Source organism: Spiroplasma endosymbiont of Zeiraphera isertana (genome assembly GCF_964030805.1).
GTDB lineage: Bacteria > Bacillota_I > Bacilli_A > Mycoplasmatales > VBWQ01 > Spiroplasma_E.
The window spans coordinates 1,749,578-1,767,663 of record NZ_OZ034965.1 but is presented as its reverse complement, the minus strand read 5'-3'; the positions used below and the strand labels follow the sequence as shown (position 1 = coordinate 1,767,663).

General features: G+C 23.8%; 14 protein-coding genes and 2 pseudogenes. 11 read left to right on the top strand and 5 right to left on the bottom strand.

Features of this window, described 5'->3' with window-relative positions:
* Nucleotides 1–544: 544 nt before the first annotated feature.
* Nucleotides 545–2,068, bottom strand: coding sequence for a hypothetical protein (locus AAHM78_RS12405; RefSeq protein ID WP_342253383.1), 1,524 nt, complete (start codon nucleotides 2,066–2,068; stop codon nucleotides 545–547).
* Between the two features lie 432 nt (nucleotides 2,069–2,500).
* Here AAHM78_RS12405 and AAHM78_RS12400 point away from each other — a divergent pair, with 432 nt between their 5' ends.
* The 11 genes from AAHM78_RS12400 (at nucleotide 2,501) to AAHM78_RS12350 (ending at nucleotide 15,588) form a co-directional block, all read left to right on the top strand.
* Nucleotides 2,501–3,445 carry an IS30 family transposase gene (locus AAHM78_RS12400; protein WP_342253382.1) on the top strand — a complete coding sequence of 315 codons (945 nt, stop codon included), beginning with the start codon at nucleotides 2,501–2,503 and terminating at the stop codon, nucleotides 3,443–3,445.
* Between the two features lie 212 nt (nucleotides 3,446–3,657).
* On the top strand, nucleotides 3,658–4,191 hold the full coding sequence (locus tag AAHM78_RS12395) for an XRE family transcriptional regulator (protein WP_342217694.1): 534 nt from the start codon (nucleotides 3,658–3,660) through the stop codon (nucleotides 4,189–4,191).
* Between the two features lie 20 nt (nucleotides 4,192–4,211).
* On the top strand, nucleotides 4,212–5,264 hold the full coding sequence (potA, locus tag AAHM78_RS12390) for a spermidine/putrescine ABC transporter ATP-binding protein (RefSeq protein ID WP_286640486.1): 1,053 nt from the start codon (nucleotides 4,212–4,214) through the stop codon (nucleotides 5,262–5,264).
* Nucleotide 5,265: 1 nt separating this feature from the next.
* On the top strand, nucleotides 5,266–5,508 hold the full coding sequence (locus AAHM78_RS12385; RefSeq protein WP_342253381.1) for a hypothetical protein: 243 nt from the start codon (nucleotides 5,266–5,268) through the stop codon (nucleotides 5,506–5,508).
* Entirely contained in the window at nucleotides 5,475–6,365 is an 891-nt protein-coding gene (potB, locus tag AAHM78_RS12380) for a spermidine/putrescine ABC transporter permease (protein ID WP_342253380.1), read from the top strand. Before AAHM78_RS12385 ends, potB begins: the two co-directional genes overlap by 34 nt.
* Nucleotides 6,365–8,767 carry an extracellular solute-binding protein gene (locus AAHM78_RS12375; protein WP_342253379.1) on the top strand — a complete coding sequence of 801 codons (2,403 nt, stop codon included), beginning with the start codon at nucleotides 6,365–6,367 and terminating at the stop codon, nucleotides 8,765–8,767. Before potB ends, AAHM78_RS12375 begins: the two co-directional genes overlap by 1 nt.
* A gap of 88 nt (nucleotides 8,768–8,855) precedes the next feature.
* A complete protein-coding gene (locus tag AAHM78_RS12370) occupies nucleotides 8,856–9,140 on the top strand; it encodes an HNH endonuclease signature motif containing protein (RefSeq protein WP_342253378.1) in 285 nt (94 codons plus the stop codon).
* 449 nt (nucleotides 9,141–9,589) lie between these two features.
* Entirely contained in the window at nucleotides 9,590–11,581 is a 1,992-nt protein-coding gene (locus tag AAHM78_RS12365) for a hypothetical protein (protein WP_342253377.1), read from the top strand.
* A 17-nt stretch (nucleotides 11,582–11,598) separates the two neighbouring features.
* Nucleotides 11,599–12,819, top strand: coding sequence for a hypothetical protein (locus AAHM78_RS12360; protein ID WP_342253376.1), 1,221 nt, complete (start codon nucleotides 11,599–11,601; stop codon nucleotides 12,817–12,819).
* A gap of 148 nt (nucleotides 12,820–12,967) precedes the next feature.
* Complete coding sequence (locus AAHM78_RS12355) at nucleotides 12,968–14,302, top strand: hypothetical protein (protein ID WP_342253375.1); 1,335 nt, start codon at nucleotides 12,968–12,970, stop codon at nucleotides 14,300–14,302.
* Between the two features lie 146 nt (nucleotides 14,303–14,448).
* Nucleotides 14,449–15,588, top strand: a complete 1,140-nt coding sequence (locus tag AAHM78_RS12350) for a hypothetical protein (RefSeq protein ID WP_342253374.1) — start codon at nucleotides 14,449–14,451, stop codon at nucleotides 15,586–15,588.
* Nucleotides 15,589–15,614: 26 nt separating this feature from the next.
* Here the strand turns inward: AAHM78_RS12350 and AAHM78_RS12345 are convergent.
* From AAHM78_RS12345 to AAHM78_RS12330, 4 genes and pseudogenes are all read right to left on the bottom strand, one after another.
* Nucleotides 15,615–16,854: pseudogene (locus AAHM78_RS12345) on the bottom strand (IS256 family transposase).
* A 141-nt stretch (nucleotides 16,855–16,995) separates the two neighbouring features.
* Nucleotides 16,996–17,253: pseudogene (locus AAHM78_RS12340) on the bottom strand (transposase); the annotation flags it as partial.
* 10 nt (nucleotides 17,254–17,263) lie between these two features.
* Nucleotides 17,264–17,629 (bottom strand): transposase family protein, encoded by a 366-nt coding sequence (locus AAHM78_RS12335; RefSeq protein WP_342255177.1) that lies wholly within the window; start codon nucleotides 17,627–17,629, stop codon nucleotides 17,264–17,266.
* A gap of 59 nt (nucleotides 17,630–17,688) precedes the next feature.
* Entirely contained in the window at nucleotides 17,689–18,081 is a 393-nt protein-coding gene (locus AAHM78_RS12330) for a transposase family protein (protein ID WP_342252835.1), read from the bottom strand.
* Between the last annotated feature and the right edge of the window lie 5 nt (nucleotides 18,082–18,086).

Here is an 18,086-nt window from a genome sequence, read left to right as displayed (position 1 = left end):
CATAGCTAATATGAGGTGTTTTTAATTACATACATATTTGTAAATCATTATTAACACCAATTACTGTTTGATGAGGAAGATTATATTTTAAATCAATTGAGAAATTATTAATTTTTGAGTTAATAGCATCATTAATAATTTTTATACTTTGTTGACAATTAAATTTGTTATTTAATGGATTTTGAAAACCAATTATTTTTCAAATTAAACGATTAATTTGAAATTTGGAAAATAATTGTAGAGTTGTGAAATTGGTATTATTAATAGTACATTCAAAGTTGTATTCTTTGATAGTGGTTGTTAATGGTTTAAGTATTATTAATAGTTGTTCTAAAAAATTAATTGGTAAAACTGACTTATTTTTGTTAGCAAGATAAATTGTTTTTAACTTTAATTGGTATTTATTTATTATTTTTGTTAATTCTTTTTTAATACTTTCTATAAAATAAGAATAGTTAGTATTTACTTCATGTTTAAAATTAGGTATTTATATATATAAATGTTCAATGGTAGTTTGTGTATTCATAAATAAATGATACTATATTTATGTTCGTGCTTTTCAATGTTGTTCTTTTGCAATATTTTTATTTCCTTTTGAAGAAATTTTAGTTTTTCAAGAAGGGTAATTTTCACCTTTACTTTTTGCATTAACAATATTCATTGGATCTAGATTATATAATTCAGTTGTTCCTTGTTGACTAGTAGGACGATGTAGAACAATAGTTCAAGAGTAAGTTTCTAAGTTATCTGCTGCGCTATAATCAGTGGTAAATGAATCACGAAACATTCAAGCACCACCATAATCTTTACGATATAATTTATCACTAACACCATCAATTATTTCCGCTTTTTCTCAAACAGCTTCAATTTGTTCTAATGTTCAATGGTGAGTAGTAACTTTTTGCACTTCGATTGTTTCTTTTTTTGTTTTTGTGTTTGTTTTATCTATTATTGGTTGTGTTTCTTCAACAGTTATTGTTGTTGCTTGTTCATTAAAATTAGATGTTTCAGATTCAGAATAACTACTGTCTTTAACATCAAAACCACCTTGATTTTTTGGTTGGTAATTAGTTTCGGTATTAATATTACTTTCTGTTGTTGGTGATTTTGAATATATTGTTGTATCTTCTACACTTGTTTTTTCAACTGTTGGTTCTGAATATATTGTTGTATTTTCAATATTATCATTTATTTCTTCTTCATTTGTAATAGATTCGGATTTAAGATTAGTAAGAGTACCTGGTGTTGGTGAAACAGTTTCGGCATGATAGGCACCTTGCGTTGGTGTTTGTGATAGTTCATGATTAGTATAATGGACAGTTGCTGTTGAAGGGTTAGTGATTATTTTTTGTTGTGTTAGATCTTGCTTAAGAACAGTATTGTTAGTTTCTTGGTTTGCTATTTGTTGTTCTTCATTATTTTGAGTTACTGGTATTGGTACGACGTTAGGAAGCGTTATCGTATCATCAACTTCTTGTTTTGCTATTACTGTTTCTTGTTTTGCTTTTGGTTTAGCAATAGGCATTAATAGTGTATTTGATTTGTATTTAGAGGTAATATTAATAATTAATCAAAGACTGTGGATTAATAAAAGTATTGCAAATAGCTCAGCCAACATTCATGGTAAAAAAGCTATTAGAAAGTTACCAGTTGTATTTATTATTTCGCCGTCTTTTTTATTAGCTAAGAAAGTAAAAGTTTTAAATCTAAAAATAAAAAATACAATAAGAAAGATAACAAATATTGCTGAAAAAATAAAACTTATTAAACAAAAAAGTGCTGATACACTATTTTTAGTTTTTAAAAAAATAAAAGGTACGACTACTAATGATAAAGATAAACCAGAGACTATGAAAACAATAATACTTATTATATTGAAACTAATTTGTAAATTAGAATTAGGCTGTTGTGGATTATTGAATCATTTAATATAGTTATCAACTGCATCTCGACCAATAGTTGCTCATAAAGCCCAACCTATCATTAAACTTGTAGTAATTAGAAGACCATTAATAAGAATTGTTAATTTGCTATATAGACCAATACGATAAATTTTTGGTTCTTTCATTGAACTAGAATTTATTTCCTCTATCATAAAAATACCCCAATCTATTTTTAATATACTTACTCTTTTTATAATTATATCAAATTAAAAATTAAGATAGTGTCGTGTAATTAATTGAACTGGAAAAATGAACAATATTAATATATTATTCTAATTAATATTGGTTTTTTAAATAAAATGAAAGTCTTTTTATTAAGATGATAATATTTACTTACATTTTATAGTGTTAATAAAATTAGTAACAAGCATATTTATTGATAGACTAAAAAAATAAACTATAATTTTAATTACTAATTTAATAAAGTTAATTCCTAATATAGAAATTTATCTATATTAGGAATTTTTATTAACTTTAATTGTAAAATCAAAAAGGACGCTTATATAAAAATTAAATTGTGTTAGTTCTATAATTAAGAAAAGAAAGGAATTAGCGCAATGTATAAGTATCTGAGTATTGAATCAATAATAGCAATAAAAGAATATAAAAATTATGGATTTTCGATTCGTAAAATAGCAAAAATTGTTGATTATAGTAAATCAACCGTATATAGAGTTTGTAGATTATTAAATAAAAACTTATTGCCATTAGAAATATTGAATCAATTTCAAAAAAATAAACAAAATGCAGGCAGAAAATTAATAATTTTAACTTTAACAGAAATTAATAGTATTAATCATTTGTTAATTACTAAAAAGTATGCTCTTGATATAATTGCTAACTTTTTAAAGGAAAATAAAATAAAAAGTATTTCAACAAAAACTTTATATAACGTGTTTAAAACAAATCGAATTGGTTTTGATGAAAATAACTTATTGAGAAAAGGCAAAAATAAATCTCACAAACAAAAAGAAACTAGGGGCAAAATTAATAATTGTAAGTCTATTCATGAAAGAAATTTAATCATTCCTAATATTAAAAATATACAAGAATTTGGTCATTTAGAAGGTGATACTATCATTGGTAAAGATCATAAAAGTTCTATTATTACTTTGGCTGATATATGATCAAAAACCACAATTCCTTTAGTAACTAAAAATCATAAATCAGAAAATATTACAAAAAGTATAATAAAATTTATTTCAAAGTTACAAAAAGGAACGGTTAAAACCATTACTTTTGATCGTGGTAAAGAATTTAGTAAATGAAGATTAATCGAAAAAATTTGTAATGTCAAAATTTATTTTGCAGATCCTGGTAAACCTTGCCAAAGGGGTTTAAATGAAAATAATAATGGTATTTTAAGAAGATATTTACCAAAATCTACAGATCTATCTTCATATAAACAAAAAGATTTAAATTTTATAGCATTTCAAATTAATTCTACACCCAGAAAATCGCTCTCTTATAAAAGACCAATAGATTTAATACAATTATTTTAAAAAACTGTCCCATTTATATTTACAACTCAGGTAGTAGAAAAATAAAAAAAATATTCTTTTTATTACACATTTTTACACTAATAATTTTATATTTATTTTATTTACTAAAAATAAAATAAATAATTGTTTTTTTAAAAAAATATTATATAATTTTATTTGTATTATTTAACTTAAAGTTTAGTATAAATAAACAAAAGGAGAAAATAATCAATATGAAAATTGGAAGAAAGTTAAAAACTTTAAGATTGAAACACAATTTAACTATGGAAGAGTTAGGGAAACGTTGTGATTTATCAAAGGGATTTATTAGTCAGTTAGAGCATGATGTTTCTTCACCTAGTATTGAAACACTAAAAAGTATTTTAGATATTTTTGATTGTCCATTATCAACCTTTTTTGCTGGTGAAGTTAAAGAAAAAATAGTTTTTAAATCACAAGATGTTACTGTTAGTGACGAAGAAGATTATCAAATAAAATGAATTATTCCTAATGCTCAAAAATTAACATTAGAACCAGTAATTTTAACTTTAAAACCATTTGGTAATTCAAATAAAATTTCGCCATTTCAAGGTCAGATCTTTGGATATGTATTAAGTGGCACAGTATTTGTTCATTATGGTGCAACTAGAGTAAAAGCAGTAGCTAATGAAGCATTTTATATTAAAGGTAATGAAAAACATTATTTAGAAAATCCCAATAATTCAATTGCAACTATTTTATGAGTTTCAAATCCACCAATTTTTTAAACCATTTAAAGGAGGAAATTATGAGTGTAAATATTTTAGAATTACGTAATATTACCAAAGAATATGATGGTAAAGTTGTTTTAAAAGGAATTAGTTTAAATATTCATGAAGGTGAATTTCTTACCATTCTTGGTCCTAGTGGTTGTGGTAAAACAACATTATTAAGGATTATTGCTGGTTTTGAACAACCAAACAATGGTCAATTATTGTTTAAAGGTAAGGATTTAACTAAAATTCCAATTCATAAAAGAGAAATAAATACTATTTTTCAAAATTATGCTTTATTTCCACATTTAAATGTTTTTGATAATATTGCTTATGGTTTAAAGTTAAGAAAAATTGATCGTGAAAAAATCAAAAAAGAAGTTAAAAAAGCTTTAGATTTGGTTAAATTAAATGGTATGGAAGATAAAGATGTTAATGATTTATCTGGTGGTCAAAAACAAAGAGTAGCAGTAGCTAGAGCATTAGTTCTTAATCCTAAAATTTTATTATTAGATGAACCTTTTGCTGCTTTGGATTTGAAATTACGTCAACAAATGCAAGTAGAATTAAAAAAAATTCAAGAAGAAATTAATATTACTTTTATCTTTATTACTCATGATCAAGAAGAAGCATTTATTATGTCAGATCGGGTAGTTGTTTTAAATCAAGGTCAAATTCAACAAATTGGGACACCACAAGATATTTACAATGAGCCCGAAAATAAATGAACATCACAGTTTGTTGGTAGCTCGAATGTTATTGAAAATGGTGTATTTGTTAATGATTATTGTGTTCGTTTTGACGGTAAAAAATTTGCATGCTCTGATACTGGTTTTGGTGAACAAGAACGTAATATTGATATTGTTATTCGACCAGAAGATATTGATTTAGTTAATGCAGGTAGTGGTTTTTTTGATGGAACTATTAAAACTATTGCTTTTAAAGGATTATTATGAGAAATTGAAATTATTGCTAATAAACGCAAATGGATAGTTCATACTACTGATAATTTTGAAGTAGGTAACCGTGTTGGTTTAAAATGAAATGTTGAAGATATTCATGTTATGTGAAAGGAAATTGAAGAGTAAAATGAAAAATTTGTTTAAACTTAATATTAAAACACAAATTTTAAAATCACAAGATATGTTAGTTAATAATTCAAATCCAGAAAAAATTATTGATAATCAAAATAAAAAAAAGTATAGATTTAAAAAATGGTTTAAACTTAAAAAAAATAATGTTTCTTTACAAGAAGTAGCAAAAAATAAATCGAAAATGAAACGAGTAAAAAAAAAGCATTGTTATGTTGAAAAAAAACAAACCAAAAAATAAGTTTTATTAAAAATAAAATCAAAGATAAATCAGTAAATTTTGGTTTTAAATCATGAGTTACGCTTGCTTATCCATATTTATTGGTGATGGTAATTTTAATTGTATTGCCATTATTAATTGTAATTTTATATTCAATTATTAAAGCAACTAATAATGCTTGAATATTTCGTTTTACATTTAGTAATTTTAATGATTTTTTTAAAGAAAATAGTTATGTTATGGTTTTATTACGTTCAATTGGTTATTCATTTGTTGCCACTTTAATTGCTGTTATTTTTGGTTATCCCATTGCTTATATTATGGCTTTTATGTCAACAAAAATTGCTTCAAAAAATATTTGAGTTTTAGTTACTTTACCAATTTGAATTAACATTTTATTACGTACAATTGGATTACAAATTATTTTTAGTATTTTAGGTCCTAATGTTTTATTAGGAACTCCAATTGGTATTATTTTAGCAATGGTTTATATGTTTATGCCTTTCGTTATTTTACCAATTTATAATTCTTTAGAAAAAACAGATCGCAATTTATTAAAAGCGAGTCAAGATTTAGGAGCTTCTAAGATGAAAACATTTTGAAAAGTTACCTTTCGTTTTTCAGTGCCTGGTATTGTTTCTGGTTTTACTTTAATGATGTTAAGTGCTATGACTTCACTAGTAGTAGTTAAATATATTGGTGAAGGAAAAACTATTTTAATTGCAAATATTATTGAATCATATTTTTATCGTGGTGCTAATTTTGCTTATGGTGCTGCTATTTCTGTTATTTTAGGTATTATTGTTTTAATTATTATTTTTACTTTAAAAGCGATTGGTAGTTGAGCTACTGGTAAAAAAATAGGAGGTATTAATTAATGAGATCTTTTTTTAAAAATAGTTATTTAGCTATTATCTTTTTATTATTTTATACTCCAATTTTAGTTTTAATGATATTCTCTTTTAATGGTGGCGATTCAGTTCGTAGTTGAAATTCTTGATCATTGCAACCTTATTACGATTTATTGCAACAAAGTGAACTTTGAGAATCGGTTAGTGTAACATTAATTGTTGCTTTTATTTCTACTTTTGTTGCTGTTATGATTGGTACGTTTGCTGCTTTGGGTTTAAGTAAAACAAAAAAAATAACACGTAATATTACTTTAGGGATTACTAATATTCCTTTAGTTAATGCTGATATTGTTACTGCTGTTTCTTTAATGTTATTATTTATGGCATTTGGTTTTAGTTTTGGTCTTGGAACATTAATTTTCGCTCATATTTCTTTTAATATTCCTTATGTTATTATTACTGTTTTACCAAAAATTAGATCAATAAATATGTCACAATTAGAAGCAAGTCAAGATTTAGGTGCGACCCCTTGATATACGTTACGCAAAATTGTATTACCAACAATTAAACCAGCAATAATTGCTGGAGCAGCTATTGCGTTTGCTATGAGTTTTGATGATTTTTTAATTTCTTATTTTACTGGCGGTAATACTTCTAACGTTTCAACTTTTATTTATTCTTTAAAACGAATTAAGCCTTATATTAATGCTTTTTCAACAATAATTATTTTATTAATTGCAGTACTTATTATTTCTTGAAATACTTATGTTCTTTGCAAAAAACAAATTAAACAACGTAATGAAAAAATTGATAAAGGTATTTATCATGATAAAAAAATTATTAAAACTGAGAAGTTGTTAACTAAATATTATTTACAATTAAATGGTTTTAACTATAAAAAGGTTAAGAGTAAAGGTAGAAAACGTAAATCATTATATAGTGATGGTAATTTTGAAATTGTAACTGAGCAAGATATTATTAAAATTCAAGATTATATTAAAAATCACCCGAAACTTATTAATCAAATTTCTAAACTTGAAGCAAAACTTGAGATGGAATCAATTTGAATTGAACATATAAAGAATAAGATTAAAAAAAAGAAAGAGTTAAAAGAAGAACGCTCAAAATCAAGAAGAGAGAAATATCGTTTTTTACTATGACCGTGAAAATTAATTATGATTAGTATAATCTTATTATCAATTTTTATTAGTTTGGGTGCTTTCTACATTTATACTAATGTTTATGATTTATCAATTGCTAATTGAGGCGAATATATGAATCCCAATATTTTAAAAGAATTTGAAAATAAATATCAAGTTAAAATAAAATATTCAACTTTTGATGATAATGAATCATTGTATGCTAAATTGTATACTACTAGTTATGATGTAATGGTTCCTAGTGATTATATGGTGGCTAAATTAGCAAGTGAAGATAGACTTTTTCCAATTGCAGCAAAAAATTCTGTAGGTGATATTGAGTATGATAGTAGAATTGATTTTAATCCCAAAGAAGATATTAATCATGATTTATATGAATTAATGAATAATTATCGAGTTGAAAATAGTGATGGAATTTTAAATGAATTTGGTTTAAATAGTTATAGTATTCCTTATTTTTGAGGTGATGTTGTATTAGTAATTAATACTACTAATACAAATAATCTTAGTGATCTTGGTATTAAAGCTGATGGTTCAAATGTTCAATGAAGTGTTTTAACAGATGCTGCAAAATTAGGTAAACGTATCGTTTTAAATGATGATATGCATAACTTATTTATGACTGCGCTTACTGATTTACACTATAAAAATAAATGAGGAGAAAATAACGGTTCAGGTCAATATAGTCAACTAGGAAATGATTTTCATGATAATATTAATGCTCATAGTCCAATTGAAATTCAAGATGCAAGCGATTGGTTACAACCAGTTATCAAAAATAAAAATACAAAATTATTAAATGATGATATTGTTGATGAAATTAGTAATGAAAATAAGTGGGATGTAGCAATGATGTATAACGGTGATTTATTATCTGCAATTGCTGATGATCCTGATTCTTATAATGGTAAGTACCTTGTTGTTAGACCATATATGGGGACTAATGTTTGAAATGATGATATGGTAATTAGTAAAGATTCTCCTCATAAAGATTTAGCTTTTAAATTTATTAATTATATAATGCAAAAACAAACACAAGTTGATTTAAGTAGTGAATTTGGTTATACCTCACCTTTACAAGCAGCCATGGATGAAGTTAGTACTAATTTTTCAGCAGAAATTTGAAAGCATTTATATATTCCAAAAAATGGTCAATTACCTGATCCATTAGATCCAAGTAAGCATCATGAAGGATATTTTAACGGTTTATATACTCGTAGTTTTGACCCACAAATGCAAACCGCTTATAATAGATTATTAGCACGTTAATAAAATAAATTGTAATATTAAGTTTAAAAAAATATAAAAAAATATTGTAACTTATAGTATAATTTAATACGAAAGGGGTTAATTCATTGTGGCACGTCGTAAAAAGCGAGAAAAAGAAGACAAAGAAAAAATATGAAACTATTCTATTCAAAAAATTGAGAAATATTTTAAAGGATTATCTGAATTTTGAACATTGAATGTGCAAGCTCCTTGTCCGTGGTGTTGTTTGCCAATGATAAAAGGTGCTTATCAAGGTGAACAACCAACTTCAGCATTTGCTTGAAATATTGATCACATTGATGGTGATCCAAATAATAATAGTTTAGAAAATTTACAACCAATGCATGTTGAATGTAATATTAAAAAAAATTAATCATAAATTAAAAATTCAATGACTATTTAATTCAATCATTGAATTTTTAATTTAATTTTTATCTTAATTAAGAAAAATTATTTTGAAAATTATTTTACTATTAGTGTTCTTTTTAATTAAAAATATTCAATCTTTTTTAAAAAGAATATTGTCTTTTTTTATAATAAGTGTAATATTATTTTTAAGGACAGAGTATTTCTTTCCTTATAATTTTAATAGGTGTATAGCAAAGTTTATATAATTATTAAAATTATTAATATTAAAATATAAAAACTAAATTTAATTGGTTTACTTTAAACCTTAGTTTTATTTTATTAAAACTAAGGTTTAAACTATTTTAATATTTTTTCCTATTTTAATATTTTAGTTAAAAATAGCAAGTTAAAGCGTTAAGATATATTTTTCACTTTAGATTATTTTAAAAATAATGCTAGGAAAGGATTGTTAAAATGAAATATAAAATAAATAGTAATATCCCGAGTAAAGATATGGTTAATCAGGTTAAACATAAAAAAATAAAAACAGGATCTAATTCAATATATACAATTAATGTTGAAAAAAATAAGAAGAAAAGAATCTTATTATTTTCGTTGTATTTATTAGCATTTGGTTCTACAACAGTTACTACAATATTACTCTTACATACTACTGCTGCTTTCAATAATTCTGAATTTAATCCTAATTCTAATAATAAATTATGAGATGATTATTATCAAAAACATCATCGTAACTCTAAACCTATTAGTTTAAATTCTACTATTGCTTATTTTAGTAAATCAACAAATATTGTTAATTTTAATGTTATTGAAAATGCTGCTGATAATGGTAATATTGATTTTACAAATGTTTTAAGTAGTATTGATAATAATTTACAAAAAACTGATCCTAAAATTGAAAGTGATATTGATAATGATAATTCAAATTTATTACCAATTAATTTTTTCTTAAATGCTAATTATAATCCAGCAGTTAAGTTTACTGTTGGTAATGATAAAAAGCCGATAACTAATACTTCTTTTATTTTGCCAAAGAACTTTAATGAGTCTAAAAGTTACGTTTTAAATTTAACAACTAATGATCAAGCATCAATTTTTGGTATTGAAAATACTAACGTTAATATTGAAATGAATATTAATATTATAAATCAAGTTGCAATTAATATTGCTAGTTTACCAGTTAACTTTCCTGATAAAATTATTAATATTACTAATCCTGAAAATGCTACTATTGATTCAATAAAAGATAAATGATTAATTCCAACAATTCAAGATCAATTTGCAACAACTTTAATTAAAGCATTAAATGTACTCAAAAAAGAAATTAAACCTAGTTATTACAAAATTGAATTTCAAAATGGTTCAGAATCACAAAACTTTACTAAAAGTGTTCCTGTTCAATTTTCAATTACATCTTTAGATAATAATCCTTGAAACTTTACAGGAAAAAAAGATGATTGCACTATAAATGTTAAAAATGATATTGCTGATTTAAGTAGTATGAAAGAATTAACTAATGAAATTGAAGCGCAATATAATAATGATAAAGATAATAAAAACTTTCAAATTACTTTAGATAATCAAAAAGATAAACATGGTAACTATATTAATGCTGATGTTAGTTTATCAGAAGATAATCTTAAATTTATTAATGATCAAATTATTAAAGGTGTTCAAACAATTTGTCAAAATTATTTCCAAAAAAATTATTCAGATCTTAATATTGAAGATAGTGATTATACAATATCAACAAATTTAAAAGTTGGTGATAATATCTTTAATAATAAGTTAGGTAAAAATATTGAAATAAAAATAACTGCTAGTCCTAATGATCATAAATTAACAAAAAGTTTAGATAGCATTAAGGCGATTATTCATGGTCATAATAAAAATAATATTACTGGTAATTATTCTTCACCAAAAGATTTTGCATTAAAAGGTATTTGATTAAAAGATGGTCAAGATGCAAATATTTTACAAGAAGGTCAACATTTTTATGAACAAGATAATTTATTAGACAATTGAATTACTAATAAAAATAGTTTATTAAATACAATTAATAACAATTCTTATCATCCAGTTAAGGATGCATTTACTGGACAGTTCACTATGAATTATTTATTAGATGGTGACACAAAACCAAGTGGTATGTCAGTTGATATTAGTAAAGATATTAAAGGTGGTAAGGTAAATAATTTCTGAGATTTAATTACTCAAACAAAAAGTATTTTTCTAGAAACCGATGTTGCAGTAACAACAAAATCGGGTTGAGAGTTAAATAATGTAAAACTAGTATTTACTGACAGCGAAACACAACCAACTACAGATAATACACTTTATACTCTTGATTTATCAGAAAGATTTGCTGGCAAAACTATTAGCGATCGTGCTACTTTAACATTCCCTGATTTTAATTTTAATTTTAATTACCAGTTAGTAAGTTAAAAAAAGGAAAAACTAATATGAAACAATTACTAATCATTTTAAGTACATTAACAACATTAACTTTAACAAGTAGTAGTATTATTAATATTATTGATGATACTAATACTACCATTAATAAATTATTAGCAAATAAATCATCAATAAGTGATTCTGTAACTTCATTATTTAATAATCAATATGGCTATTTAAATGATAGTGATATAATAACTAATCAATCAATAACTGATCATAAGTTTTATAGTTATGACACATCAGCTTTAAAAAGTTATACTTTTGCTAATGCAAGAGATGTTTTTTTAGTAAATAACGAAGGAACTTTAATTTATAATCCTGATGTTATTATTCCTGCTGATCAAAAATTAAATATTGAAAATACGATGCAAGAAATGATTAGTCATAAAAAAATAACTACAGTTAAAGCAAATTACAATTCTTATAGTAATAGTCAGTATTCATCTACTGATTTTAGTGGTGATAATACTGATTGACAATATTTGCAATTTGGTGGTGTTAATAAACAAATTGATATTTCACAACAAGTAGGTGCTGATAAAGTTGAACATAGCAATAGTTTAAGTGAAACATCAGGTTTATATTATATTGCTAAAGCAGTAATTGAAAATAAGATTAGTCAGTCAGTTGCTATTAATTTGGGAATATATTTTATAGCACAAAGTAGTTTAAAAGGAAAAATTAATAATGAATTAATTACTAAAATTATTGATTTAATTATTAATAATAAATACGTTTATAATTTTATGTTAAATATGCCATTTTCAAATGATGATACAAGTTATGTCATTGGTTATATTTTTGATCATAATAATAATATTATTGAGTTAAATTATAATCATTATAGTTACGAAAAAAGTAATACAAGTAATTTTGAAACTCATGTTAGTCCTGGTCCTTTTGCTTCATTTGATTATACAGGTGATATTTATATTAATTATCAGGATTTATATTATTTAATTAATAATCAAAATAATTGAGATGTAATTTATAAGTATTTTATTAATGGAAACTTATTTGATTATAGTAATATGGAGCATGAAATTGGTGATAATTGAACTTTTAAAAATTTTTGAAATTCTATATTTAAAGATAATTTAACAAAATTTTTAAATAATGTGGGTGTTAATGGAATAATAATTCATATTGACTGTTATGGTACAGATATATGACATCCTTCTTTAATTAATACATTTTATATTAAAAGTATTTCTCAATGAAATTAAGTACTTACATACTAAATTTAGTTTTTAAAATAAGCATTTTATTAATCTTCTTAAATAAAATTAATAAAGTGTTATATTTAGTATAGATTAGTCAGATATTTTTTATAAAATAATTTTTAGTAAACTTAAAACGAAAGGAGAATGTAACATGAAACAATTACTAATAGCATTAAGTACATTAACAACATTAACTTTAACAAGTAGTATTATTAATACTATTGATGTTGCTAACACTACCGTTAATAAACTATTAACAAATAAATCATCAATAAATGATACTTTATCTTCAGTGTTCAATAATCAATATGGTTATTTAAGTAGTAATGATTGAATTACTAATCAAATAGATAATAACTATTATAGTTATGATACTAGTCATGCTAATTATTTATTAAGTGATGGTAAGACATCAGCACGAACATTATTTACTGTTGATAATAAAGGTGAATTAGTTTATAAAAAGGATGCTGTAATACCACCAAAAGATAAAGTCGAAGTTGATGCTACTAAACAAGAAATGATTACTCATAAAAAAATTACCACAGTTAAAGATAAATATAATCTATATAGTAAAAGTGAATATTCTCATACATATTTTAGTGGTGATAATACTGATTGACAATATATTCAATTTGGTGGAGTTGAAAAACATATTGATATTTCAAATCAAGTAGGTGCTGATAAAGTTGAACATAGCAATAGTTTAAGTGAAGCATTAGGTTTATATTATATTGCAAAAGCAGCAAAAAATAATTTAATTGATAATGCTATTGCTAATAAAATAGGTCAATATTTTATGACGCAAAGTAGTTTAAAAGGACAAATTAATGATAATTTAATGAATATTATTATTAATTTAATTAGTAAAAATAATAATATTTTTAATTTTATATATAGTGCGCCAATGAATGTAAATGATAAAAATTATTCAATTAATTATATTTTTGATAAAGATAATAATTTAATTGAAGTTTATTATACTGAATTTGATAAATCAAATATAGAAAATAACTTAAATTATAAATGAAATGATTCATATAATTGATTTAGTTCAAATTATAGTGATTATTCTAATACATATACAATAGTAAAATGAACTGACTATGCAAGTGATTGAAATACTTTTACTAATAAATATCCAACTTTTAATTTTGATGCTAATTCATATTTAAAAGTTTCAACGGGAAGTGGTAAAGAAGACTATAAATCTTTAAATTCTCAAGTCGCAACCACAAATATAAAAACTAATCAACAAAAAGATATTGATAATTCAATTTTTCAAGTCAATATTAGTACGTGACCACCATATGATCCAAATTACCCAGGAGGTGTAGGAACTGCTATTGATATTTATTTAGAACTTTGACGTGATGATAATAATATTTATTGAAAATGACATATAATGACAGCTACTTTTTTAGGTTCCACTTCATATTCTGATGTTAAATTAAATAATATAACATTTAATAATATTATGAATTAAATAAATATGTTTTTTCAAAGTAATTATTTATTATTAAATTTAATTACGATTTTAAAAATGGTAAAAAGTAAAAGAAGGTATTGTAAACGAAACAGTTTTTATTAACTCTAAGTACAGTAACAACATTAACAATAGCAAGTAATACGATGTTTAATAGTATGATGATAGTGGATCAAAAAAACAATAGTGCTAGTAAAAAGAAAATAATACCTGTCATTCCAATAAATCAAAATAAATCATTATTTAATAATCAATATGGTTATTTAAATAATAATGATTGAATTACTAATCAATCAATAATAGACAATAAGTATTATAGTTATGATACTAGTCATGCTGATTATCCATTAAGTGATGGTAAGACGTTAGCACGAACATTATTTACTGTTGATAATAAAGGTGAATTAATTTATAAAAAAGATGCTATGATACCAGACAAAGATAAAGTTGACGTTAATAATACTAAACAAGAAATGATATTTCATCGTAAAGTTGCTACTATTAATAATCCAACTAACAGTTATAGTGGTAGCCAATATGATATTAATTATTTTGCTGGTGACGGTATTAATTGAAAATATGTTCAACAAAGTGAAGTGGAAACTCATATTGATATTTCACAACAAGAAAATGCTAATAATGTTGAAAATAATAATAGTTTAAGTGAAGGTTTAGGACTATATTATATTGCTAAGGCAGTAAGAGAATCAGATGGCTCTTTTAAAGAACAAGATGCTGATATTTTAGCACACTATTTTATTACTCAAAGTAGTCTAAACGGTAGTTTAAGTGATGTTTTAATTGACAAAATTGTTCATTTATTGATTACTAATGATAATGCTTATGATTATATGACTAATGTTCCGTTTTTAACTAATGATAATAGTAAGTATACAATTAATTACATTTTTGATGAGTTTAACAATATCATTCAAATTTATTACGGTTATTATGATAAAGCTTTTGATCTTTCAACTTTGTCATTAATAATTCCACAACAAGTAATATCAGTAAAAACACCAGAAGCAACTCCAATTACTGATATAAAAGCTAATTTAGTTAGTAAAATTCAAACAGAATTTAAACAAAAATTAAGTCAGCAATTAAAAATTAATTCAGAAGATATTAATGATAAATATTACAATATTTTTATTAAAGATAATAAACAAAATCAAGATTTTACTAACGCAGTAAATATTGATTATAAAATAACTAGTTCTTGAAAAAATGCTAATCAATTAAATTTTGCAGGTACTTATCAAGGACAAGTTGAGGCTTTTATGTAATCTGTGTATCTTTGTTTTACAAGGTACTAGTTTAGATTAATTCTGTCTTCAAATTTTATCATAAAATGAGCAATTGCTGTATTTCAATTTTGAATAGGCATTGTTCATTTTTTTGTTATATTTTCAATTGCTAAGTAAAATATTTTGAAAACTGCCATATCGTTAGGAAAAACTTTTTTTATTTCTAATAACTTTTCGTAATTGACTATTAACAGATTCAATAGCATTTGTAGTATAAATTACTCTTTTAATTTCTGGTGGATAACTAATAAAAACCATTAAATTATCTCAATTTTTATATCAAGATTTAGTAATTTGAGGATATTGTTTATTTCATTTATTTTCAAACGATTCTAAAGCTTGCATTGCTTGTTCTTCACTACATGCACTATAAATTGGTTTTAAATCTGTAACTAGAGATTTTCGATGTTTGTATGAAACATATTTTAAACTATTTCTAATTTGATGAACTATGCATAATTGATGTTCGGTTTTAGGATAAACTGATTGTATTGCTTCTGACATGCCTGTTAAATTATCACTACAAGCAATAAGAATATCATTTAAGCCTCGATTTTTCATTTCTGTAAAATTAGATAATCAAAATTTAGAACCTTCATTTTCACTAATTCATAAACCTAAAACATCTTTTTTACCTTCTAAATCAACTCCTAGTGCTATATAAAATGATTTGTTAATAATCCGTTTATCTTGTCGTACTTTAACTACTATACAATCAAAATAAACAATCGGATAAATACTTTCTAATGGCCGATTTTGCCATGCTTTGACATCATCAATAACATCATCAGTAATTTGACTAATAACACTTTCACTAATATCTGCACCATGATATAACTCTTGCAACTGCATTCTAATGTCAGATACTGTCATACCTTTTGCATATAGTGAAAGAACTTGTTGATCAAAACCATCAAATCTTCTTTGTCTTTTTGGCACTATTACAGGAGTAAAATTACTATTACGATCTCGTGGTACATCAATTTCAATTTTACCTTCTTGAGTTATTAATTTTTTTGAAGTTATGCCATTACGAGCATTTTCACTATTACTATGTTGATTTTTTTCATATCCTAAATAATTTTGCATTTCAGAATTCAACATTTTTTCCACTAATCTTTTTGTTAATTCTTTATATAAACCTCCTTCTTTAAAAACTGTTGTTAAATCTTCGGTATTTTCTAGTAATAAATCTACTGCTTGTGATATTGGATCATTATTATTAATGTTTTGTTTTTTAACCATTTGTAACTCACTCTTTCTAGTCATTTAATTATATTTACTAGAATTAATTAAACATAGTTATTTTTGTAATTTACACAGATTACTAAACATTACCTTAATTGGATTAATGACCTGAGTTGTAAATATAAATGGGACAGTTTTTTAAAATAATTGTATTAAATCTATTGGTCTTTTATAAGAGAGCGATTTTCTGGGTGTAGAATTAATTTGAAATGCTATAAAATTTAAATCTTTTTGTTTATATGAAGATAGATCTGTAGATTTGGGTAAATATCTTCTTAAAATACCATTATTATTTTCATTTAAACCCCTTTGGCAAGGTTTACCAGGATCTGCACGATCAAAAGTAATGGTTTTAACTGTTCCTTTTTGTAACTTTGAAATAAATTTTATTAGACTTGGTGCAAAACTAAGGTAATTCAAAATTATATATTCCTGTTATTAAATTAAATCTTAATGCAAATCTTCGTATTTTATTGCGATATTTTAAACTTAAAATTTTAAAATGTTTTAGTTTAGCAAATACGTGTTCAATTTTAATTCTAATTTTACTTAAAGTTTTATTGTATTCTTTTTGAATTGGTGTTAATTGATTGTATTTACTTTTTTTAAATGGCAAAAATGTATTTTTGTGAATATTTTGTATACCTTGATAACCTGAATCAACAAAAACTTGTTTTTCTGGATGAATAAAAGTTTTAGATTTTAGAAGCAATTTAAAATCATGAATGCTTCCAAAACAAAAAGCAGTTGAAATAATTTTTCCATTGGAAATATCAATAATTATTTGGGATTTGAGAGAATGATGTTTCTTTTTACCTGAAAAAAGTAATTTTAGTTTTTTTTAATTCTTTCAATTGGAGTTTCAGTGGCATCAATAGCTAACAAATTATTATTAGTACCTTTATTTTTTGTTAAATCTTTTTTTCCAGGTAAATTAAAAATTCCGCTTTTTATTAAAATATTTTCAATTCAAAAAATATTACGAATGCAACTAGTATGACTAATATTATATCTTTTTGCAATAACTCTATAACTACTATAGTCTTTTCAATATTCTAAAGTCATTAATAAACGCTCTTCAATTACAATTTTATTTTTTCTACCACCATAATATTTTTGTTTAGACTCAGCAATTTTTAAAATTTCAAGCATTTTATAAAATGTTTGTGGCTTTATGCCGACTAAACTATAAAATTCTTGATCATCTTTATATTTTTTCAACATAATAA